Origin of the sequence: Arthrobacter sp., assembly GCF_031179985.1 — a bacterium.
Taxonomy (GTDB): domain Bacteria; phylum Actinomycetota; class Actinomycetes; order Actinomycetales; family Micrococcaceae; genus Arthrobacter.
This window is the reverse complement of sequence record NZ_JAPSHJ010000009.1, coordinates 50,175-71,667: the sequence shown is the minus strand read 5'-3', so window position 1 is coordinate 71,667 and position 21,493 is coordinate 50,175. Positions and strand designations below refer to the sequence as shown.

At 62.2% G+C, this 21,493-nt stretch carries 18 protein-coding genes and 1 tRNA gene; 10 read left to right on the top strand and 9 right to left on the bottom strand.

Annotated features, from left to right (window positions below; genetic code table 11):
- Window positions 1-7: 7 nt before the first annotated feature.
- From thrC to argS, 4 genes are read right to left on the bottom strand one after another with little or no spacing between them, the layout of a single operon-like run.
- Window positions 8-1,114 (bottom strand): threonine synthase, encoded by a 1,107-nt coding sequence (gene thrC, locus RIN13_RS06525; RefSeq protein WP_309106525.1) that lies wholly within the window; start codon window positions 1,112-1,114, stop codon window positions 8-10.
- Window positions 1,115-2,431 carry a homoserine dehydrogenase gene (locus RIN13_RS06520; RefSeq protein WP_309106524.1) on the bottom strand — a complete coding sequence of 439 codons (1,317 nt, stop codon included), beginning with the start codon at window positions 2,429-2,431 and terminating at the stop codon, window positions 1,115-1,117. It abuts the gene before it with no gap.
- Window positions 2,424-3,956 (bottom strand): diaminopimelate decarboxylase, encoded by a 1,533-nt coding sequence (lysA, locus tag RIN13_RS06515; protein WP_309106523.1) that lies wholly within the window; start codon window positions 3,954-3,956, stop codon window positions 2,424-2,426. Before lysA ends, RIN13_RS06520 begins: the two co-directional genes overlap by 8 nt.
- A gap of 5 nt (window positions 3,957-3,961) precedes the next feature.
- Window positions 3,962-5,611: an arginine--tRNA ligase gene (gene argS, locus RIN13_RS06510; protein ID WP_309106522.1), complete on the bottom strand. Its 1,650-nt coding sequence runs from the start codon at window positions 5,609-5,611 to the stop codon at window positions 3,962-3,964.
- A 221-nt stretch (window positions 5,612-5,832) separates the two neighbouring features.
- On the opposite strand from argS, the gene RIN13_RS06505 reads away from it, so the two are divergent.
- The 6 genes from RIN13_RS06505 (at window position 5,833) to RIN13_RS06480 (ending at window position 10,547) form a co-directional block, all read left to right on the top strand.
- Window positions 5,833-6,300: an FMN-binding protein gene (locus tag RIN13_RS06505; RefSeq protein ID WP_309106521.1), complete on the top strand. Its 468-nt coding sequence runs from the start codon at window positions 5,833-5,835 to the stop codon at window positions 6,298-6,300.
- Between the two features lie 42 nt (window positions 6,301-6,342).
- A complete protein-coding gene (locus tag RIN13_RS06500) occupies window positions 6,343-7,215 on the top strand; it encodes an FAD:protein FMN transferase (protein WP_309106520.1) in 873 nt (290 codons plus the stop codon).
- Window positions 7,212-8,810, top strand: coding sequence for an oxidoreductase (locus RIN13_RS06495; protein WP_309106519.1), 1,599 nt, complete (start codon window positions 7,212-7,214; stop codon window positions 8,808-8,810). The genes RIN13_RS06500 and RIN13_RS06495 overlap by 4 nt, the downstream gene beginning before the upstream one ends.
- A gap of 96 nt (window positions 8,811-8,906) precedes the next feature.
- A tRNA-Arg gene (locus RIN13_RS06490) sits at window positions 8,907-8,979 on the top strand.
- 135 nt (window positions 8,980-9,114) lie between these two features.
- Complete coding sequence (locus RIN13_RS06485) at window positions 9,115-10,158, top strand: M4 family metallopeptidase (RefSeq protein WP_309106518.1); 1,044 nt, start codon at window positions 9,115-9,117, stop codon at window positions 10,156-10,158.
- A gap of 83 nt (window positions 10,159-10,241) precedes the next feature.
- Complete coding sequence (locus RIN13_RS06480) at window positions 10,242-10,547, top strand: protealysin inhibitor emfourin (protein ID WP_309106517.1); 306 nt, start codon at window positions 10,242-10,244, stop codon at window positions 10,545-10,547.
- Window positions 10,548-10,553: 6 nt separating this feature from the next.
- Here the strand turns inward: RIN13_RS06480 and RIN13_RS06475 are convergent, their stop codons facing one another.
- Window positions 10,554-11,522, bottom strand: coding sequence for a helix-turn-helix domain-containing protein (locus tag RIN13_RS06475; RefSeq protein ID WP_309106516.1), 969 nt, complete (start codon window positions 11,520-11,522; stop codon window positions 10,554-10,556).
- A 92-nt stretch (window positions 11,523-11,614) separates the two neighbouring features.
- Here RIN13_RS06475 and RIN13_RS06470 point away from each other — a divergent pair, with 92 nt between their 5' ends.
- The 3 genes from RIN13_RS06470 (at window position 11,615) to hrpA (ending at window position 17,089) form a co-directional block, all read left to right on the top strand.
- Complete coding sequence (locus tag RIN13_RS06470) at window positions 11,615-11,782, top strand: hypothetical protein (protein ID WP_247042798.1); 168 nt, start codon at window positions 11,615-11,617, stop codon at window positions 11,780-11,782.
- Between the two features lie 221 nt (window positions 11,783-12,003).
- Entirely contained in the window at window positions 12,004-13,005 is a 1,002-nt protein-coding gene (locus RIN13_RS06465) for a YafY family protein (RefSeq protein WP_309106515.1), read from the top strand.
- 13 nt (window positions 13,006-13,018) lie between these two features.
- Complete coding sequence (gene hrpA, locus RIN13_RS06460; RefSeq protein WP_309106514.1) at window positions 13,019-17,089, top strand: ATP-dependent RNA helicase HrpA; 4,071 nt, start codon at window positions 13,019-13,021, stop codon at window positions 17,087-17,089.
- Here hrpA and RIN13_RS06455 read toward each other — a convergent pair.
- Genes RIN13_RS06455 through RIN13_RS06445 form a run of 3 tightly spaced genes read right to left on the bottom strand, consistent with a single transcriptional unit; the run spans window position 17,086 to window position 19,588 of the window.
- Complete coding sequence (locus RIN13_RS06455) at window positions 17,086-17,514, bottom strand: HIT family protein (protein ID WP_309106513.1); 429 nt, start codon at window positions 17,512-17,514, stop codon at window positions 17,086-17,088. The two genes, hrpA and RIN13_RS06455, sit on opposite strands and share 4 nt — an antisense overlap.
- Window positions 17,511-18,665, bottom strand: a complete 1,155-nt coding sequence (locus RIN13_RS06450) for an NAD(P)-dependent alcohol dehydrogenase (protein WP_309106512.1) — start codon at window positions 18,663-18,665, stop codon at window positions 17,511-17,513. Before RIN13_RS06450 ends, RIN13_RS06455 begins: the two co-directional genes overlap by 4 nt.
- A 59-nt stretch (window positions 18,666-18,724) precedes the next feature.
- Complete coding sequence (locus tag RIN13_RS06445; protein WP_309106511.1) at window positions 18,725-19,588, bottom strand: sulfurtransferase; 864 nt, start codon at window positions 19,586-19,588, stop codon at window positions 18,725-18,727.
- A gap of 82 nt (window positions 19,589-19,670) precedes the next feature.
- Between RIN13_RS06445 and RIN13_RS06440 the strand changes: the two genes are divergently transcribed.
- Window positions 19,671-20,753: a PLP-dependent cysteine synthase family protein gene (locus tag RIN13_RS06440; RefSeq protein WP_309106510.1), complete on the top strand. Its 1,083-nt coding sequence runs from the start codon at window positions 19,671-19,673 to the stop codon at window positions 20,751-20,753.
- A gap of 66 nt (window positions 20,754-20,819) precedes the next feature.
- On the opposite strand, the gene RIN13_RS06435 is transcribed toward RIN13_RS06440, so the two are convergent.
- Window positions 20,820-21,476, bottom strand: a complete 657-nt coding sequence (locus RIN13_RS06435) for an MBL fold metallo-hydrolase (protein WP_309106509.1) — start codon at window positions 21,474-21,476, stop codon at window positions 20,820-20,822.
- Window positions 21,477-21,493: the final 17 nt, after the last annotated feature.

Below are 21,493 nucleotides of genomic sequence, written 5' to 3'. Positions count from 1 at the left end.
TCCAACGCTACTTTTCTTCCAGTCCCAGTTCAGAAGCGACAGTCACGACGTCGTTGGAAACCTTGACGGGCTGCACGTCGCTGCCGTCCTCGGTCCTGAGCGCCCACTGGGGATCCTTGAGGCCATGACCGGTAACGGTGATCACGATGGTCTTGCCGGTGGGAACCTGGCCCGCGGCGTGCTTCTTGATCAGGCCTGCAACACCGGCTGCTGAACCCGGTTCCACAAAGACGCCTTCGCGGGCGGACAGCCAGCGGTGCGCATCCAGGATTTCCTCATCGGTGACGGCTTCAATCACACCGCCGGACTCGTCCCGGGCCGCTACGGCAGTATCCCAGGATGCCGGGTTGCCGATCCTGATCGCCGTGGCAATCGTGTCTGGTTCAGTAATCGGATGTCCGGCCACAAAAGGTGCTGCACCGGCAGCCTGGAAACCCCACATCACGGGTGTTTTGGTGGATACGGCCGGAAGCGTACCTGCAGTCAAGGATTCAAAGGGCGCCGAATACTCTTTATAGCCCTTCCAGTAGGCACTGATGTTGCCGGCGTTGCCTACAGGAAGTACATGGAAGTCCGGGGCATCACCGAGTGCATCAACGATTTCGAAAGCACCGGTCTTCTGGCCTTCGATCCTCGCGGGGTTGACGGAGTTCACCAGGAAAACCGGGTAGGAGTCACCCAGCTTGCGGGCGATGTCGAGGCAGTCATCGAAGTTGCCATCCACCTGGAGCAGCGTTGCCCCGTGGGCGATGGCCTGGCTCAACTTGCCCATCGAAATCTTGCCTTCGGGCACCAGCACTGCACACTTCAGTCCTGCCGCAGTTGCGTAGGCCGCGGCGGAGGCAGAGGTGTTGCCAGTGGATGCGCACACCACTGCCTTGGCCCCGGCTGCGACCGCTGCCGTCATGGCCATGGTCATGCCACGGTCCTTGAAGGAACCTGTCGGGTTCATGCCTTCCACCTTGAGGTAGACGGTGGAACCGGTAAGTTCGGACAGCTGCCGGGCGTGGACCAGCGGAGTGCCGCCCTCACCAAGGGAGATCACCTTCGTGGCTTCCGTGACAGGCAAACGATCAGCGTATTCGCGGACTACTCCGCGCCATTGGTGAGCCACTTAGACTCCTTCTACCCGCAGTACGGATGTAACGGAATTGATGACGTCGAGGCCTTTCACGGCCTCGACGGTTGCTGCCAGTGCAGCTTCGCTTGCGCGGTGCGTGACTATCCTCAGTTCGGCCGTTTCCACGTTGGAATCGGCGTCGCGGTGGATTGTCTGTCGCATGATTTCGATGGAAACGCCGTGGTCTGCGAAGAGGCGTGCGATTTTTGCCAACACGCCGGGCTGGTCTGCAACGTCCAGGCCGATGTAGTAGCTGGTTTGCGCGGCGTCGATGGGGAGCGCCGGCACGTGGCCGGTGGTGGTTTCCGTGCGGCCAGGGCCGCCAAGGACCAAGCGGCGGGCTGAAGAAATAAGGTCTCCCAGAATTGCTGATGCGGTGGGGGTTCCGCCGGCTCCCTGACCATAAAACATCAGCTCGCCCGCGTTTTCCGCTTCAATGAAAACAGCATTGAAGGCACCCCGGACGGCAGCCAGCGGGTGCTCCCGCGGAAGAAGTGTGGGGTGAACCCTGACGGAGACGCCTTCCCCGCCGTGGGCATCGGTGAGTTTCTCAGCAATGGCCAGAAGCTTGATGACGAAACCGGCATCCTTCGCAGCCGCGATGTCCGCAGCGCTGACGTTACTGATTCCTTCACAATGTACGTTCTCGAGGGCAAAGCGTGTGTGGAACGACAATGAGGCAAGGATGGCGGCCTTGGCGGCGGCGTCGTGCCCTTCGACATCCGCTGTGGGATCGGCTTCGGCATAGCCGAGCTTCTGTGCCTCGGCCAGGGCATCCGAGAACTGGGCGCCGGTGGAGTCCATCTGGTCAAGGATGAAGTTGGTGGTGCCGTTGACAATGCCGAGCACGCGGGTGATGCGGTCTCCCGAGAGACTGTCCCGGATGGGGCGGAGGATGGGGATTGCCCCTGCCACAGCTGCCTCGTAGGACAACTGGACGCCGGCCTTGTCGGCTTCTTCGTAGAGAGTGGGACCGTCCTGGGCCAGGAGGGCCTTGTTTCCCGTCACCACACAGGCGCCGTTCTGGATGGCTGTGAGGATCAGCGACCTGGCCGGTTCGATGCCGCCCATGAGCTCGATGACCATATCGGCATCTTTGACGAGGGTGTCCGCGTCCGTGGTGAAGAGCTCCTGCGGAAGCTCGACGTCGCGCTTTGCGTTGACGTTGCGCACCGCAATGCCGGACAGTTCCAGGCGCGCGCCGGTACGGGCGGCGAGGGCTTCGGCGTCTTCAATGAGAATCCGCGCTACCTGGGCCCCAACGTTGCCACAGCCCAGCAGGGCTACCTTCAGGGTTCGCACTTCAGTCATTCGCCACTCCCATGTCACGGTTTAACAGATCTTCTTCGGTTTCCCCGCGGACAATGAGCCGGGTTGATCCGTCGCGCACAGCGACAACGCCCGGCCGGGCCAGATAGTTGTAGTTGCTTGACAGGGCCCAGCAGTAGGCGCCGGTACCCGGTACAGCGAGAAGATCACCGGCTGCCACGTCCTCGGGCAGATATACATCTCTAACAACTATGTCGCCGCTCTCGCAATGTTTGCCCACCACTCGGGACAGCTGCGGTGGCGCTGCGGAGGCCCTGGAGGCGAGGATCGCCGAATAATCGGCGTCGTAGAGCACTGGACGGGCGTTATCGCTCATTCCGCCGTCCACTGACACATAGCGGCGGGGGTGCGTAACGTTTGCGCTTCCCGAGTCGGCCGAATCACCGGAAACAGCGGGGCTGTCCACCCTGACTGTCTTCAATGTGCCCACCTCATAGAGGGTGAACGTGGATGTGCCCACGATCGCCCGGCCCGGCTCGATGGAGATCCGCGGGGCCTGGATGTTCAGTTCGGCACATTTTGACCGCACGACGGCAGCCATCGCCTGTGCGATCTCTGCGGCCGGGCGGGGACTGTCCACAGGAGTGTAGGCGATGCCATACCCTCCCCCCAGATCCAGTTCCGGCAGGACAATCGAGTACTTGACCTGCATTGCAGCCAGGAAGTCCAGAAGCTTAGCCGCCGCAAGGGCGAAACCATCGGCTTCAAAGATCTGCGAGCCGATGTGGCAGTGGACGCCGAGGAGTTCAATGCTGGCGTAGCTGGTGGCAGCGGCCACGGCTTCCTCCGCAGCAGACAAACCGGCCTCGTCGGTGGAATCGCCCGCCATTGAAAGGCCGAACTTCTGATCCTCATGGGCGGTGGCAATGAACTCGTGGGTGTGGGCATGCACTCCCGGAGTCAGTCGAAGCATCACCTTGGCCACCTCGCCGCGATCGGAGGCAATTCTGGCCACGCGCTCAAGCTCGGCGAGGCTGTCCACCACGATGCGGCCAACGTTCATGTCCAGCGCGCGGTTGATTTCGGCATCGGACTTGTTGTTGCCATGGAGTCCAAGATGAGGGCCCTCAATCCCTGCTTTGGCAGCGACCGCAAGTTCCCCGCCTGAACACGTATCCAGTCGAAGGCCCTCGTCAGCGACCCAGCTGGCCACGGCGCTGCAGAGGAAAGACTTGCCCGCGTAGTACACGTCGACTCCCCCGCAGATATCAGCGAACGCATCATCGAAGGCGTCCTTGAAGGCCCGGGCGCGTGAACGGAAATCAGATTCGCTCATCACAAACAGGGGCGTACCGAATTCTTCCCGCAGGCGGCTGACGGGGATGCCGTCAATGGTCAACTCGCCGTCGTCGTTGCGTTCCACTCCGCCGGCCCACATAGGTGGATGCAGCACGTTCAGGTCTGCAGGCAGCTGCAGCCACTCAGGAGCCAGCGGCGAGGCCTCAGGCGTACTCGCGTTGGTATTCACTCTGTTGGTATTCACTGCGTTGGTATTCACTGCGTTCATGAGTCTCACATCCGTTCCGGCGCCGAAACGCCCAGCAGATCAAGTCCGTTGGCCAGCACCTGGCTCGTGGCATCGTTGAGCCACAGCCTGGTGCGGTTGAGGTTGGTGATGGGTTCATCCCCGAGCGGCGCCACCCGGCAGGCGTCATACCAGCGGTGGTAGGCGCCGGCGATCACTTCAAGGTGGCGGGCTATCCGGTGCGGCTCACGGAGTTCAGCGGCCTTGGCAACGATTGAGGGATAGCTGCCGAGATAGGACAGGAGTTCGTTCTCAGTGGCGTGCTCCAGCAGGGAAGCGTCAAAGGCCATGCGGTCCACGCCGGCTGCCAGGGCGTTGCGGGCTGTACCGCGTGAACGGGCATGCGCGTACTGCACGTAGAAGACGGGGTTCTCGTTGCTGTGTTTCTTCAGCAACTCAGGATCGAGCGTCAGCGGGGAATCTGCCGGGAACCGGGCCAGGGAATACCTGACGGCGTCTTTGCCCAGCCAGTCGATGAGGTCCTTGAGCTCGATGATGTTGCCTGCACGCTTGGACAGCTTGGCTCCATTCACGGAGACAAGCTGGCCGATCAGTACCTCAATGTTGACCTCAGGATCATCTCCGGCACAAGCCGCAATGGCCTTGAGGCGGTTGATGTAGCCGTGGTGATCGGCACCGAGAAGATAAATCTTCTGGTCGTAGCCGCGGTCCTTCTTGGACAAGTAGTACGCGGCGTCCGCGGCAAAGTACGTGGGCTCCCCGTTGGCCCGGATCATGACCCGGTCCTTGTCGTCACCGAAGTCGGTGGTGCGCAGCCAGACTGCCCCGCCGTCGTCGAACACGTGGCCCTGTTCGCGCAGGCGGGCAACGGCACTTTCGATCGCACCGCCGTCGTGCAGGTCCTTTTCGGAGAAATAGGTATCAAACACCACACCGAAATCCGCCAGCGTGTGCTTGATGTCCTCAAGCTGCGCCTCATACGCGGCGGCCCGGATGACAGGCAGCGCGGCAACGTCAGTAAGTTCACGGATATCCGGATGCCGGGTCAACACATGGTGGCCGAGGTCGGCAATGTATTGTCCGGGGTATCCGCCCTGAGGCACTTCCCTGCCGTGCAGGCGGGCCAGCACTGACTCTGCGAAGACGTTCATCTGGGAGCCGGCGTCATTGATGTAGTACTCGGCCGTGACTTTTGCGCCGGAGGCACGGAGCACCCTGGCGATCGCATCACCAAGAGCAGCCCACCTTGTATGCCCAATATGCAGGGGACCAGTGGGATTCGCGGAGACAAACTCCATATTCACAATGTGGCCGGCGAGCGCAGTATTGGTTCCGTAGGCGGGACCGGCCTCCACAATTGCCTTCGCCAGAGCGCCGGCAGTTGCTGCGTCCACTGTGATGTTCAGGAATCCGGGTCCGGCAATGTCCACCGATGAGACGCCGTCGATGGTCTTAAGCCTGGTGCTCAGTACGGCAGCGAACTCGCGGGGATTCATGCCTGCCTGCCTGGACAGTTGCAGGGCGATATTGGTGGCCCAATCGCCGTGGTCACGGTTCTTCGGACGCTCCACGCGGACCTCGTCAGGCACAGCCGAAGCCTCGAGGGCGAGGTCGCCGGCCGCGACGGCGTCTTTCAGGCAGGCGGATATGGCGAGGGAGAGTTCTTCGGGAGTCACGCATCCAGCCTACCGGTGCCCTGCAATCCAGCGGAATTTGCGTTGCGGCAGCAGTCGTCGCGAACCCCCGGGCCCGGATGCTGTTCGGGCCGCTCTTCGGATTCTTTTTTGGAAGGATGAGCGTTCACAGGAAATTCACAGCGATAAGAAATGATGAACCATTACGCTGATTCTGACGTTGTCACATCCGTAACAGTCCCCGAACGAGAATCGAGTCCTGTATGAAAACCGCCCGCAAAAGTCTGTTCGTCGGTGTCGCCGGCCTCTCCCTGGTAGGAACCGTGGCCGGATGTGCGCCGTCAGCCACCTCCCCGGCAGCCAGTACTCCCGCAGCTACAAGCGCCACCACGCCCGCCGCCCCCTCGAGCTCACTGGCAACCTCCGGGACGGCCGCCGGCTACAAGGACGGGACCTACAGCGCCGACGGTAGCTATGTCTCACCCAACGGCACCGAGACTGTGGGCGTCGAGCTGACATTGGCGGATGGGACAGTATCAGGCGTAAAAATCACCGAGCACCCGACCAACCCGAACACCAGGAAATTCCAAGGTGAGTTCGCCGGAGGGATCCAGGCGCAGGTCGTGGGAAAGAAGCTGGATGAACTCAATGTATCCAAGGTGGCCGGTTCGTCCCTGACCAGCGGCGGGTTCAACGACGCCGTGGAAAAGATCAAGTCCCAGGCCAAGTAGGCACTACCACCTGCAACAGTTCCACATCTTAAAGGAGAGCACGTGCCCCATCCGGGTTGGGCGGCATTCACTTTTGACGGGATAGGTACCCGTTGGGAGGTCTGTACGCCCATTCAGCTGACGGACGTGCAGCAACGCAGGCTTCTGGCCATCGTGGAGGACTACGACGCCGCCTGGTCCCGTTTCCGCCCGGACTCCCTGGTGGCTTCTGCCGCGAGGGAGTCCGGCCGTTTCGAGATGCCTGACAACGCCGCGGAGCTTGGACGGCTCTACCACGAGCTCTACCGGATCAGCGGCGGCGCGATGACACCCCTGATCGGGGGAAGCCTTGAGTACCTTGGTTACGACGCCGGATACTCCTTGCATCCGAAGGGATCACCGGTGGCGCCGCCGCGCTGGGAGGACGTTCTGCTATGGGAAGGTTCCATCCTGTCGACGTCGGCCCCTGTTGTGCTGGACATTGGCGCAGCGGGTAAGGGGCAACTGGTGGACCTGCTGGCCAAGGACCTTTTGGCGCAGGGGTTCGACGAATACTTCCTCGATGCCAGTGGTGACCTCTGCAATTCAGGCCCCCAACCGGTGTCGATAGGACTGGAACACCCATACGACCCGGAACGTGCCATCGGGACTATCAGCCTGGGCACCGGCGCATTGTGCGCATCAGCCTCAAACAGACGGAGCTGGGGCGACGGGCTGCACCACGTTCTGGACGGACTGAGCGGCGCTCCGGTACAAACCACAGTGGCCACCTGGACGGTGGCTTCTACTGCCATGGTGGCGGACGCGCTGGCCACGGCACTGTTCCTTGTTCCCGGAGACCGGCTCGAGGAGGACTTTGATTTCTCCTGGCTCAAGGTCTTCTCGGACGGAAGCGCAGAATACTCGGCAGACTTAGAAGGAGTACTTTTCTCATGAGTTCCATCAGTTTGCGGAGCCCGGTCACCACGCGTCTGGACACTGCCCTCAACCGCCTGACGATGTACCGCCTTGTGCTCTGGGTTTTGGGGATTCTTGTGGCGTACAGCCTGCTGCTGAACGTCCTGGGATGGCTGACCTTCGGCATACCGGAAATGTTGGCGCACCTGGCCCTGTGCCTTGGGCTGACCTATGCATCCAACCGCGGCCTGGCCGCCCTCTTCGGGGTACACCCACATTCCGAATCCTCCCTGATCACCGGGCTCCTGCTGTACTTCCTGTTCTGGCCCTCGTTCAGAACGTTCGACATGGCAGGTGTGGCACTTGCCTGTGTCCTGGCGTCCGCCTCCAAATTTGCCCTCGCCTGGCGGGGCCGTCACATCTTCAACCCTGCCGCGGCAGGGGCGTTCATCACAGGACTGACCGGACTGAATATTGCGACCTGGTGGGCGGCCACCCCTTCGATGCTCCTGCTCCTGGTTCCGGGCATCCTGCTGGTGCTTTACCGGACCAGGAAGATGATTATGGGCCTTGTGTTCGTTGTCGTCTCCACTTCAATCGTGGCGGTTGAACTATTACGCGCAGGGATGTCGGCCGGGGCGGCCCTGTGGCAGCCCCTTGCCCAGCGGCCCATACTGTTTTTTGTCGGTTTTATGCTCACCGAGCCACTGACCTTGCCGCCCCGCCGATGGCAGCAGCTGGGGCTCGCCGCCGTCGTAGGTGTTGTCTTTGCCTTGCCGTACAACTTCGGGTTTGTGGCGAATTCCCCGGAGCTGGCGTTGCTGTTGGGCAACCTGGTCGCCTTCTTCGCGGGCCAGCGCGGCGGTATCCGGCTTCACTTCCAAGGCTCGCGCCCACTCACGCCTACGACGACGGAATTCACCTTCCGTCCGGAACGCTCCGTCAGGTTCACCCCCGGTCAATACATGGAACTGAACCTCCCGCACAGCGGCTCCGATGGGAAGGGTCGCCGCCGTGTCTTCAGCGTCACCAGCTCCCCGGACGATCCGGAGGTTTCCTTCGGCGTCGGCACCGCTGAACCCCTCTCCGCTGCCAAGCGCGCGCTCCACTCCTTGGAGCCAGGGGACACCGTGACCGCCACGGCTGTGGGTGGGGACTTTGTCATGCCGCGTGACCCTTCTGTTCCCGTACTGCTGATCGCCGCAGGGATCGGTATCACTCCGTTCCTGGCACACCTTAATGCCGGTGCTGCCCGCGAACGTGATGTGGTGCTGCTGTACCTCGCCAAGAACGCCGCCGAACTCGCCTACGCCGACGAGCTGGAAAAGTCAGGGGCGCGAGTCATCGTACGGCTCTCGGACGGATCTGCGCCGCCACGGTCGTTCCACAATGCCATCGCTGGCCCTGCGCCGGACGGTGCCTCACGCTTGGAGGGTTCTGTGCAGGCAGTAGCCGGCGCCGGCCCGGGCCGCTCCGCCCGGCTCGATGGGCCCGCCCTGAAAGAGCTTGTGCCGGACATTTCAGAGCGTGAGGTCTACATTTCCGGCTCGCCTGCCAGCGTTCGATCCCTGCGTTCCGCGGCCCGGCGGGCAGGGGCTAAAAAGGTACGTACTGATTCTTTTGCCGGCTATTGACGAACGCCGACTGTCAGGAGGCGCTGGTTTTCCCTTCAGGGCTACGTTCCTGCTAAGCTCTAGGACGTCCCGCCGGTAAGGCTGGGTCCCTGAAATGCCCTCGTAGCTCAGGGGATAGAGCGTCTGCCTCCGGAGCAGAAGGTCGTAGGTTCGAATCCTATCGAGGGCACACCCGAAAGCCCGTCAGTTCAACGAATTGGCGGGCTTTTGCTGTGCCACCGCAAAAAAGTCGCTGCCCCCTCGTAGGCTGATTTCAAGGAGACAGCGGGTCAAGAGGCGCGGGTCAAGAGGCAAGGGGTATTCCATGTACTGTTCGATCATTCCGCCGTACATCCTTAAGCGGGTGGCGGCACAGGACGCGCCACAATTCTCGGCGGCGGCGAGGGCGGCCAAGGAAGCGCTGCTTCACGTCAAAAGCGTCCAGGCCGCGCGGGCACAGCCCTCCCCCGGCCTTCCTCCCGGTGTTCGGCACGTGAAAGCGGGCCCTCCGCAAAGGACCGTTTACGATGCCCAGGAAGCGGAAATACTGCCGGGCAATGTAGTCAGGAAGGAAGGCGAACCAGCTACCGGTGATCCGGCCGCCGACGAGGCCTACGATGGACTCGGCCATACGCACCGGCTCTATGCGGACGTGTTCGGACGCAATTCCATAGACGCACAGGGCCTCCCGCTTGACGCGACGGTTCACTTCGGAAAGCTGTACGACAACGCCTTCTGGGACGGATCACAAATGGTTTTCGGTGACGGGGACGGGGAGATCTTTCAGCGCTTCACTCTTTCCCTCAGCGTTATCGGCCACGAGTTGGCTCACGGAGTCACACAGCACTCAGCCGGTCTCGCCTACCGTAACCAGGCCGGAGCGATCAACGAATCCCTGTCTGACGTCTTTGGCGCCCTGGTGGAGCAGTTCGTCGCCCAGCAAACAGCTGCGGAAGCCAGCTGGCTTATTGGAGAAGGCCTTTTTACGTCCCAGGTTGAAGGTTCTGCCCTGCGCTCTATGAAAGCTCCGGGAACGGCATATGACGATGACGTACTGGGCAAAGATCCGCAGCCGGACTCGATGGATTCTTATGTACGGACCAGCGCCGACAACGGCGGAGTACACATCAACTCCGGCATACCAAACCGGGCGTTCTACCTCGTGGCCTCAAGTTTGGGCGGTTATGCATGGGACTCGCCTGGCCGCATCTGGTACGACGCCCTCACGAGCGGCTCGCTTAAGGCCGACACTACGTTCCGGGCCTTCGCCAAGGTAACTCTGGCCTCGGCAGAGGAGCTGTTCGGAGCAGCTTCAAAGGAACATGACGCCGTGAAGCTGGCATGGGAAACTGTCAAGGTAAAGCTATAAGAGACGCCGCCTGCACAGAGTGAACTCCCCTGAAGGAAGCACCCAAAGCGGTCCGGCAGTACCGGAAGCACAGGAACCAGGCCATGAAAATCACCGTCCAGCGCAGCGGCGGCATCGCTGCGCTGACCCGTGAGTGGAGCGTGAAGGCTGTAACCCCTGCGGACAAAAGCCGCTGGGAGCCCCTCATCGCAGCCTGTCCCTGGGACGCGATACCTGGACGGGACGAGGATGGCGGCGGCAACCAGCCCGACCGCTTCATGTACTCCATCCGCGCCGGACAGCACCGGGCCACGCTTCCGGAGCGGGCTGTCACCGGCCCATGGCGCATTCTTGTGGACAACACCCGGGCTGCTGCGGAGGCTGCCCGAAACAAGGACGGAAGGCGCTGAGGCGGACTATACGGCTGAGGCCAGCTGCCCCCTGAAGGTCCTCCGGTACAGCTGCGGGCTCGTGTCGAGAACCTTGGCGAAATGGTGCCGCAGCAAAACGGAGTGGCCGAACCCTGCTTCACGGGCAATCTCATCGATGTTCAAGTCAGTGGCTTCGAGCAATTCCTGTGCCCTCAGAACGCGCTGCGAATTCAGCCACGCCGCCGGAGTGGTTCCCGTTTCGGAACGGAACCGGCGGGCGAACGTCCGGGGCGACATATGCAGACGGTTGGCCAACTCATTGACAGTATGTTCCTCGTCCAAATGCATCACCATCCACCGCAGCAACTCCTCCATGGGAGCCGATCCACAGCTCGGCATGGGGCGTTCGATGAACTGGGCCTGACCGCCGTCGCGATGCGGAGGAACCACCATGTCCCGTGCAATCGAGGCAGCCACGCCTGCCCCGAGCTCAACGCGGACAAGGTGCAGGCTGGCATCGATTCCGGCGGCAGTACCGGCACTCGTCACAAGGTTCCCGTCCTGGACGTACAGCACATTCTCATCAACGATCACGTCCGGGTATCTGGCGGCAAGCTCGTTGGAATAGTGCCAGTGGGTGGTGCAGCGGCGACCATCCAGGAGCCCCGCCCTGGCCAGTGCGAAGGCTCCGGAACAGATGGACATGACCCAGGCTCCCCGGGCATGCGCTGCGCGCAAGGCTTCCAGCACGTCTTCGTGCACATCTTCATCCCGGCCGTAGGGAGTCATAATCACCAGATCGGCGTCGGCCGTGGCCTCCAGCCCCAGAGTGACGTTCATTGACAGGCCGCCCTTGAGCGGGATGTCTCCGGGTTCGGGGGCGCAGACACGGAAATCAAAGGCCGGCACTCCCCCTTCACGCGCCGATCTGTCGATTCCAAAAACCTCGTAGGCCGTGCCGAACTCGAAGAGCGAGAAGTGAGGGACAACGATTACCGCCACCGATTTAAGCATGACATCAGTATGGCAGAAGGTTGGCAGGAATTATAGCTTTTTGGGCATTTCTGCCACTGTTCCGTGATGCATGCCAGGAGAAGGATTGAGTCATGGAAATCATCGCTGTTGTACTCATCGTCCTTCTCCTCGTCGTACTTCCCGCCACCCTGACCAGCATTTTGGGTGACGGCAGGGGCCACACTCCCCGCGAGCAGTCCCACCCTGACTGGAAAGCCATGGACCTGCCAAGCACCAACTACACACTCCGCAATTTCTGACCGACAGGGCTGCCACTGTCCTGCTCCAGACCTCCCCGGCCAAAAGATTCCAGCCACGTGAATCAGGCCAGGAAACACCGGTCAGGCGCAGTGCCAGCCCTCAGCATGTGGTTTCCCTGCGGATCACGAAGTTTGCTGACCACCTCAGTAACCGGATCCTATGACCGCTTGAGGACGGATTCGGTCCTCGACTGTTTTACACATGAAGTACATTTGGGGTCATGATCCAGACCTCTGCCCGCCTCCTCCAACTGCTTTCGCTGCTTCAGATCCGCCGGGAGTGGACTGGACCCGCCCTGGCCGAGCGGATGCAGGTGACGGAGAGGACCATCCGGCGCGATATCGGCAAACTCCGGACCCTCGGCTATCCGATCCACGCATCACCGGGAATCGCGGGCGGATATCAACTCGGTCCCGGCGCCGAACTGCCTCCCCTCCTGCTGGACGACGACGAGGCTCTGGCTGTCGCCCTGGGGCTCGGTGCCGTCGCTGCCGGCCCGGTGGCCGGGATAGGCGAGTCGTCCGTTCGTGCCTTGGCCAAGCTCGAGCAGGTTCTTCCCTCGCGGCTGCGACGCCGGTTCGCTGCCCTGAAAAACACCGTCACCACCCTTCCCAGCGATGCGGCGCCTGTCGATCCCATGCAGCTGACTGCGATCTCGGCAGCCATCACGGACCACCGCGAACTGAGCTTTGACTACACAAAGGCCGACGGCGGCACCGGCCGCCGTCTTGTGGAGCCCTACCGGCTGGTGGACACCGGGCGCCGCTGGTACTTCGTGGCATGGGATACAGAAAGGGAGGACTGGCGTACATTCCGCGCCGACAGGATTTCCTCCATGCCCACTGAGCGCAAGCGGTTTGTTCCCCGGCAATTGCCCGCGAAGGACATTGCCGCCTATGTCCAGGAATCCATCACCCGGTCGCCCTACAAATATGACGTGGTGGTCCGGCTCCATGCTCCGGTCCATGAAGTAGCCGCCCTCGTGGGCCCGCACACGGCAAGCCTGAGCGCAGAAGGAGAGGACAGGACCATTCTCCGCGCGGGCTGGGACAGGCTGGAGACTCCTGCCGCCCATTTGGCGTCCCTGGGCATGGACTTCGAGATCCTCTCCCCTGCGGAATTCCGGGACCATGCACGCGCAGTCGCCGAGCGGCTTATCCAGGCGGCAGCTGGCGGACTTCCGGCGTCTGAGGAAAACGAGCGGTTCCCTGCTCAGCAGTAGACTGTTTCCAGCCATGACTTTTCATATCTCCTACCCCGCCGAGCTGCCGGTATCCGAGCGCCGCGAGGATCTGATGGCGGCCATCGCCGCGAATCAGGTAACCATCATCGCCGGCGAAACGGGCTCCGGAAAAACCACGCAGATTCCCAAGATGTGCCTTGAGCTGGGACTCGGGGAGAACGGACTGATCGGCCATACCCAGCCGCGCCGGCTGGCTGCCCGCACCGTTGCTGAGCGCATCGCCGAGGAGCTGGGCGTAGAAATAGGCCAGGAGGTAGGCTTCCAGGTCCGCTTCACAGGCGAGGTGAGCAGGTCCACGAAGGTCAAGCTTATGACCGATGGCATCCTGCTCGCTGAAATCCAGCGGGACAAACTGTTGCGCAAGTACAACGCCATCATCATCGACGAGGCCCACGAGCGCAGCCTCAACATCGACTTCATCCTGGGCTACCTCAAGAGGATCCTTCCGCAACGGCCTGACCTGAAGATCATCATCACTTCAGCCACCATTGATCCTGAGCGCTTTGCGAAGCACTTTGGCACAGAGCAGGCGCCCTCCCCCATTATCGAGGTATCCGGACGGACCTTCCCGGTCGAAATCCGCTACCGGCCCTTGTCCCAACCTGCAGGGCGGGAATCGGAAGAAGACACCTCGGATGACGCACTCGAGGAAGACCGTGATCCCCTGGATGCCGTGTGCGATGCTGTCGATGAGCTGGCTGCAGAGGCGCCCGGCGACATCCTGATCTTCTTCTCCGGCGAGCGCGAGATTCGTGACGCAGCCGAAGCCCTCAACGCCAGGATCCAGGGGAACCGGCGGCTGGCAGGGACTGAGGTTCTCCCGCTGTTCGCAAGGCTGAGCCTGCAGGAACAGCACAAGGTTTTCCATCCCGGCAGCAAACGGCGGATAGTCCTCGCCACCAACGTCGCCGAGACTTCCCTGACGGTACCCGGGATCAAATACGTCATAGATACCGGGACGGCACGCATCTCCCGGTACTCACACCGGACCAAAGTCCAGCGTCTTCCGATCGAGCGCGTCTCGCAGGCATCCGCAAACCAGCGCTCGGGCCGGTGTGGCCGTGTCTCCGACGGCATCGCCATCCGGCTGTATTCCGAGGAAGACTTCGATTCCAGGCCACTGTTCACCGACCCCGAAATCCTGCGCACCAACCTCGCCGCGGTCATCCTCCAGATGACCGCTATGGGAGTGGCCCGCGGGCCCAAGGATGTTGAGAGCTTCCCGTTCGTGGAACCGCCGGACTCGCGCGCCATCAACGACGGCGTCACCCTCCTCCGCGAACTCGGCGCCCTGAACCCTGCCGTCACCACAGGCCCTGCCGCTAACAGTGGATCTGGCCGCGGTGGAGACGGCGATGCCAGCCGCGGCGGCCGTGGTCAGACTGGGGGCGGGCTGACCGCCGTCGGGCAGAAGCTGGCGCAACTTCCGGTGGATCCGAGGCTGGGGCGCATGATCGTCGAGGCAGGCAAGCGGGGTTGCGTCCGTGAGGTGATGATCCTCGCTGCGGCCCTCACCATCCAGGATCCCCGCGAGCGCCCTACCGACAAGCAGCAACTGGCGGCTGAGAAGCATGCCCGTTTCCGGGACGAAAACTCCGATTTCACGGGCTTCCTGAACTTGTGGAACTACCTTCAGGAAAAGCAGCAGGAACTTTCGTCCACCCAGTTCCGCCGGCTGTGCCGGACCGAGTTCATCAACTATCTCCGCGTTCGGGAATGGCAGGATCTGTTCGCCCAACTCCGCCAGCTCGCAAGGCCCTTGGGAATCAGCCTGGACAACAAACGGCTGGCCGATCCCGTCGGCAACCATGAGGGCATCCACATCAGCCTGCTGTCCGGGCTGCTCAGCCACATCGGCATCCTGGACGAACGCAAGCGCGAATACGCCGGTGCCCGCGGCAGCCGCTTCGCCATCTTCCCTGGATCAGCACTGTTCAAGAAGTCGCCAACGTTCGTAATGGCCGCCGAACTGGTTGAGACAAGCCGCCTTTGGGCAAGGGTGGCTGCCAAATTCGATCCGCTCTGGGCCGAGCAGGTAGCGCCGGATCTGGTAAAGCGAAGCTACAGCGAGCCGCATTGGTCCAAGAAGATGGGCGCCGTGATGGCCCATGAAAAGGTGACCCTGTACGGCGTTCCCATCATTCCCAGCCGGCGGATCAATTACGGCAGGGTGGATCCGGAGCTGTCCCGCGAACTGTTTATCCGCCATGCCCTGGTGGAGGGTGACTGGCAGACCCATCACAAGTTCTTCCACCGGAACAGAGCACTCCTCCAGGAAATCGAGGAGCTGGAGGCGCGGATGCGTCGCCGGGACATCCTGGTCGACGACGAGACACTGTTTGAGTTCTATGACGCCCGGATCGGCAAAGAGGTGGTGTCCGAGCGCCACTTCGATAAATGGTGGAAGGACGCCAGGCAGCAGGATCCCCAACTGCTGGACTTCGACCAATCGCTGCTCATCAGCGAGGACGCTGATGCCCTCGATGAATCCGCATACCCGAAGACTCTGCAGCACAAGGGGTTTGAGCTTCCGCTCAGTTACGAATTCCATCCGGTCGCTCCGGGTTCCCCTCCCAATCCGTCAGACGGCGTTACTGCCGAAGTTCCTGTCCTTTTCCTGAACCAACTCGATGACGCGCCCTTCCGCTGGCTCATTCCTGGCCAGCGTGTTGAACTCGTGACGGCGCTCATAAAGTCGCTGCCAAAGAACATCCGCAAAAACTTTGTTCCCGCACCGGACGTCGCACGGCAGGCTGTCGCAGCATTGGAGCGCGACTTCGATCCGGCTGCAGATGAGCTTGAGCCCTCGCTGGAGCTGGCTCTCCGACGCATCCGGGGCCAAGCCATTCCGCCGGGATCCTGGAACTGGGACGCCGTTCCATCACACCTTCGGGTGAGCTTCCGTGTGGTGGATTCGCACGGCAAGGTGCTCGACGAAGGAAAGGACCTCAAGGTCCTGCAAGAGCGCCTCGCCCCGGCAACGCGCCGTGCCATTGCCGAATCCCTCGGGGCGACGCCCCGCACGACGGCGCCTGGAAGTGGCGCAAGCCCATCCCGCTCCGCCAACGCGACGTCGAAGCGGGCAGAAACCGGAGCGTCCGCCAATGGCAAGGGCGGGTCCGGCAAGGGTATCTCCGGCCGGAACGTCCCGGTCCACGATGCGGCCGGCAAGGATGGAAGCACCCAGGGCATAGCCGAGCAGTCAGGTCTCACCGACTGGACCATTGGGACTCTGCCGCAGGAAGTTAAGGGCACTGTCAACGGTCACACCGTCACAGGCTATCCCGCGTTGGTGGACGAGGGGCAGTCGGCGGCGCTCAAGGTGTTCCAGACTGAATCCGAGCAGCGGGAAGCCATGCGGGGCGGCGTCATTCGTCTCCTCGCCTTGAAAGTTCCCTCCCCTGACCGCTACGTCCTCGAGCACTTGAGTAACACGGAAAAACTGACGTTCAGCCAGAATCCGCATGGTTCGGTATCAGCACTGATCGCCGACTGCGCGCTGGCTGCCATTGACAAGCTGACGCCGGCAGAGTTGCCCTGGGACGAGGCGTCCTTCAGGTCTCTCTATGAGCAAGTGCGGGCCGATCTGATCGACACTGTCTTCACCGTCACCGCCATTGTGGAGCGCATCCTGTCCAGTACCGGTCGTATCAGGAAGCAGCTGAAGGGCACCACCAGCCTGGCACTGATCAGTTCGCTCAACGACATCAGGAGCCAGCTTGAGCAACTGGTCTACCCGGGTTTTGTGGCTAAAACGGGTTACGCCCAGCTCAGCCAGCTGCCGCGCTACCTGGCCGCTATTGAGAAGCGCCTGGAGAAGCTGCCGGGGAACGTCCAGCGCGATGCATTGAATATGGGCGTGATCCAGGGACTGGAGGATGACTACGACGACACCGTCTCGGCTTTGCTGCCGGGACGACGCGTCGGGGAGGAACTCACCCGTGTGCGTTGGATGATCGAAGAGTTGCGCGTCAGCCTCTTCGCCGTCGAACTCGGCACAGCCTATTCCGTGTCCGAGAAGAGGATCCGCGCCGTGCTGAACAAGGCGTTGGCGCCGGCCTAGGACTCGGGAACATTCCTGGAGTAGCCCGCTGCCCGCAAGCCCTCACGGAGTTTTTCCGCGTTCGCGTCCAGCTGGGCAGGATCCGGGTTCTGGTTCACCGACCCGAAATCGTAGTCCGCCATCGAATTCGAAGGCCACACGTGCACGTGCAGGTGGTGAACTTCGTAGCCTGCGATCAGTAGCCCCGCCCGGGCCGATCCGAAGACGTCCACTTGGGCCGCACCGATTTTCTGCGCGACGTCCATGGTCCGGGAAAGAACCTCCGGCCGGGCATCCGTCCAGCGGTCCACCTCTTCAACGGGGACAACCAGGGTGTGGCCGTCGGCAAGCGGACCCATGGTCAGGAAGGCAACCACGTCCTCGTCACGCCAGACGAACCGCCCGGGGATCTCGCCGTTGATAATTTTGGTGAAGATGCTGCTCATGCGTCTGCCTTTGCTGCCGGAGCCGGGAGGGTCTTGTTGTCCAGGACGAAGCGGTACTTGACGTCGCCGGCCACCATCCGGTCATATGCGTCGTTGAGTTGTTCGGCTGAAACGATTTCGACGTCGGACACAACGCCGTGCTCTGAACAAAAGTCCAGCATCTCCTGGGTTTCGGCAATGCCACCAATGTAGGAACCGGAGTAGGCGATCCGGCGGCGGATCAGGTGCCAGGGATTGACCGGCGGCATGGGATCAGAGGGCAGACCCAGTTGGAACAGCGCGCCTTCAAGACGCAGGGTCCGGAAATACGGGCCGAGGTCATGCGGAGCTGCGACGGTGTCGACGATGACGTCGATGCTTCCGGCGGCCGCTTTCATGGCGATTTCATCGCGGGACAGAATGACGTCGTCTGCCCCCAGCTCCTTGGCTGCCGCAACCTTGGCTTCAGAAGTGGTGAAGACCTTTACTTGGGCTCCCATGGCCTTGGCGAGCTTGACGGCCATGTGCCCGAGTCCGCCGAGGCCCACGACGCCCACGACGTCGCCCTCTTCAACATCGAAGTGCCGCAGCGGTGAGTACGTAGTGATTCCCGCGCAAAGGAGCGGTGCGACGGCTGCCGGGTCAAGATTCTCCGGCACCCTCAGCACATAGCGTCGGTCTACCACCACCGAGGACGAGTAACCGCCTTGCGTGATTGTGCCAGGGTTCCGTGAATCGATGGCCCCGTAGGTGCCAACCGGACCCTTCTCGCAGTACTGCTCGAACCCGTCAAGGCAGCTCTCACACTCCCGGCAGGAATCCACCATGCAGCCGACGCCCACGAGGTCCCCGATGGAGAAGTCGTCGACGGCGGACCCCACGCCGCTGACACGTCCCACAATCTCGTGGCCTGGAACCAGCGGATACTTCGGTGCACTCCACTCTCCCCTTGTGGCATGCACATCCGAATGGCACAGCCCGCAGAATTCGATGGCAATTTCGACATCATCTTCCTTGGGTGGGCGCCGGGAGACCGTCAGCGGGACGAGGCCTCCGTCACTGGAGTGGGCACCATAACCGGAAGCCAACCGGGCATCTGCCGAAGAAGCGGAAGGATCAAGAGGTGGCAGCGGCTTGGCGAGGGGCGGCGGAGAGGGGCGTCCTGGGGTCATAGTGTGACGCTACTCCCGGCAGCGGCAGAATTTCCAATCACCGGGCAACACCAGGGTCATCAAACAGTCTGGCTAGTGGCCGTCCCGCCGGGTTCAGGGCCGGTTGCCACTTCGTTGTCGGAATTGCCGGACCATTCAGAAAACGAGCCGGGAAAGAGCGCAGCGGTGATCCCGGCAATCTCGAGGGCGGCTACCTCGTGGGCCGCTGTAACGCCTGAGCCGCAATACACTGCGACAGATGCCTCAGGCGCGATGCCAAGGCCGGCAAAACGCTCCTTGAGCTCCGCCGCGGGAAGGAAGCGCCCGTCGTCGTCGAGATTCCCGGTAGCCGGTGCACTTACCGCACCGGGGATGTGGCCCGCCCGTGGGTCTACGGGTTCGAACTCACCCCGGTACCGCTCCCCCGCGCGGGCGTCCAGCAGGACCCCGGACTGGTGCCAGCGGGAAGCCTCAGCGGAGCCAATGACCGGCATGGCCCCTTCTGCCAGAGTGACATCGCCGGGCGCGGCCTGCCTGTCTCCCCCTTCGACAGGGAATCCTGCACCGTTCCATGCCGTCAGGCCGCCGTCGAGCAGGAAGACGTTCGGGAAGCCGGCGTACCTGAGCAGCCACCAGAGCCGCGCTGCGGCCATGTTCCCGCTGTCGTCGTAGGCAACCACAACGTCATTGTTCCGGATTCCCCAACTGCGGGCGGACTCCTGGAACCGGGTCAACGGCGGTAAAGGGTGGCGTCCCCGCCGGGGATCAGCAGGGGCGGCCAGCTGGGTGGGCAGGTCCACATACAGCGCACCGGGGATGTGTTCCTCGAGGTAGTGTTCGTGGCCGTGCGGGTCCCCCAGAGCCCACCGCACATCCAGCAGAACAACGGGGCCACCGGCGGCCATCCGCTCCTTCAGCCAGGACACGTCCACCAGCGTCTTCATCGAATCTCCTTCGTTCAGAATCCCGTAACAGCCACCCCACTCTAACCACAGGGGCACGTCACGGTCCCGGTAGGCTGGAGCAGTGAAACAACCGCTCAGCCCGGACCGAACGTGGGCAAATGAAGCCGTCCGGCGGATCAACGCCGAGAACAACCGGTCTGCCGACACCCACCTCTATTCTGTGCCCCTGCCGGAGCACTGGGGCGTGCAGTTATACCTCAAGGATGAATCCACTCACAGGTCCGGTAGCCTCAAGCACCGGTTGGCACGGTCCCTTTTCCTGTTCGGCCTGGTCAACGGCTGGATCAAGGAAGACACCACCATCGTCGAGGCTTCAAGCGGCAGCACAGCGGTCTCCGAGGCGTACTTCGCCCAACTGCTGGGACTTCCCTTCATCGCAGTGATGGCCCGGACCACAAGTCCCGAGAAGATAGCGCTCATCGAACAGTTTGGCGGGTCCTGCCTCCTCGTGGACCACGCCTCCGAAGTCTACGCAACGGCCGCCGAGGTGGCTCACACCGCCAAGGGCCACTACATGGATCAGTTCACCTATGCCGAACGTGCGACGGACTGGCGCGGCAACAACAACATTGCCGAGTCGATATTCGGGCAACTGGCTCTCGAGGAGCATCCCATCCCCGCGTGGATTGTGGTGGGAGCAGGAACGGGTGGTACCAGCGCCACAATCGGCCGGTACCTCCGCTATCACTGTTACGGGACCCGCCTGGCCGTGGTGGATCCCGAGAATTCCGCCTTCTACCCGGCCTGGCACGACAGCGCTGGCGAGAAGGCAACGGGCCTCCCCTCCCGGATTGAAGGGATCGGGCGGCCGCGCATGGAACCAAGCTTTGTTCCCGGCGTCATCGATCACATGATCCAGGTGCCGGACGCCGCTTCCATCGCCGCCATGCGCCACCTGCACGGGCTCGCAGGGCTGCACGCCGGCCCTTCCACGGGGACCAACCTCTGGGGTGTATGGCAACTCATCGCAGCCATGGTCCAGGAAGGCCGCACCGGCAGCGTTGTGTCATTGATGTGCGACGGCGGTGACCGCTATGCGGGCAGCTACTACAACCCGGAGTGGTTGGCTATGCAAGGGCTCGACCCTGTTCCGCACGAGACGACTCTCCGGAGATTCTTCGACTCCGGCGTCTGGAGCGCTTAGCGGGGATTCCGGTGTCTGGAGCGCTTGGCGGGATCCACTGACGCCCGCGCTGTACAAACGGGAGGGCTACACCTCTACTGATTCCCCGCTGGAGAGGTGAACGTATTCAGTGCCGTATTTGGCTCCAATACGCTTCACATGGCCCTCCACCAGTCCGAGGCCTGTTTCGTTCAGGAGGGCATCATGGATCGGAAAGGCTTTGGGAGCCCGAACGCCAACCACAAAATCCACCACTTCGCCGATCTTGCTCCACGGCGCGTGAATCGGAACCAGCAGTGTCCCGACGCTCACCCCATCCGGGATGATGAACGAATCCCCGGGATGGTAGACGTTGGAATCGATAAGGTAACCCACGTTTGCGACGATGGGGATCTGCGGATGGATGAGTGCATGCTGGCCGCCGAACGTTTTGACATCAAAACCTGCTGCACGGAAATCGGTGCCGGGTTCGGCCGTGTGAATCCGTGATCCCGCCGCCGGGGCCTCCTCACGCAGCCGGGCCGCCACACCCGCAGGCGCGTGCAGCTGGAGTGAATGATTCTCGCTGAGTGCAGCTGCCACCACCGGAACGTCTACATGGTCCGGGTGCTCGTGGGTGATAAGCACCGCATGAGCGCCCTCCAAAGCCTGTTGTGATTCAGAGTAGGTTCCGGGATCGAGAACCAGGGCCAGGCCATCCTTTTCGAGGCGGACACAGGCGTGGGAGTATTTGGTCAGCTTCATCCGGTCAGCCTAGATAT

Excerpts from the sequence above, each read along its gene's own strand:
- RIN13_RS06485 (WP_309106518.1), top strand. The coding sequence starts at position 9,115 with ATGTACTGTTCGATCATTCCGCCGTACATCCTTAAGCGGGTGGCGGCA.
- hrpA (WP_309106514.1), top strand. The coding sequence starts at position 13,019 with ATGACTTTTCATATCTCCTACCCCGCCGAGCTGCCGGTATCCGAGCGC.
- RIN13_RS06475 (WP_309106516.1), bottom strand. The coding sequence starts at position 11,522 with ATGCTTAAATCGGTGGCGGTAATCGTTGTCCCTCACTTCTCGCTCTTC.
- RIN13_RS06435 (WP_309106509.1), bottom strand. The coding sequence starts at position 21,476 with ATGAAGCTGACCAAATACTCCCACGCCTGTGTCCGCCTCGAAAAGGAT.
- lysA (WP_309106523.1), bottom strand. The coding sequence starts at position 3,956 with ATGAACGCAGTGAATACCAACGCAGTGAATACCAACAGAGTGAATACC.
- RIN13_RS06455 (WP_309106513.1), bottom strand. The coding sequence starts at position 17,514 with ATGAGCAGCATCTTCACCAAAATTATCAACGGCGAGATCCCCGGGCGG.
- RIN13_RS06505 (WP_309106521.1), top strand. The coding sequence starts at position 5,833 with ATGAAAACCGCCCGCAAAAGTCTGTTCGTCGGTGTCGCCGGCCTCTCC.
- RIN13_RS06450 (WP_309106512.1), bottom strand. The coding sequence starts at position 18,665 with ATGACCCCAGGACGCCCCTCTCCGCCGCCCCTCGCCAAGCCGCTGCCA.
- RIN13_RS06445 (WP_309106511.1), bottom strand. The coding sequence starts at position 19,588 with ATGAAGACGCTGGTGGACGTGTCCTGGCTGAAGGAGCGGATGGCCGCC.
- RIN13_RS06520 (WP_309106524.1), bottom strand. The coding sequence starts at position 2,431 with ATGACTGAAGTGCGAACCCTGAAGGTAGCCCTGCTGGGCTGTGGCAAC.
- RIN13_RS06495 (WP_309106519.1), top strand. The coding sequence starts at position 7,212 with ATGAGTTCCATCAGTTTGCGGAGCCCGGTCACCACGCGTCTGGACACT.
- RIN13_RS06465 (WP_309106515.1), top strand. The coding sequence starts at position 12,004 with ATGATCCAGACCTCTGCCCGCCTCCTCCAACTGCTTTCGCTGCTTCAG.
- RIN13_RS06470 (WP_247042798.1), top strand. The coding sequence starts at position 11,615 with ATGGAAATCATCGCTGTTGTACTCATCGTCCTTCTCCTCGTCGTACTT.
- RIN13_RS06480 (WP_309106517.1), top strand. The coding sequence starts at position 10,242 with ATGAAAATCACCGTCCAGCGCAGCGGCGGCATCGCTGCGCTGACCCGT.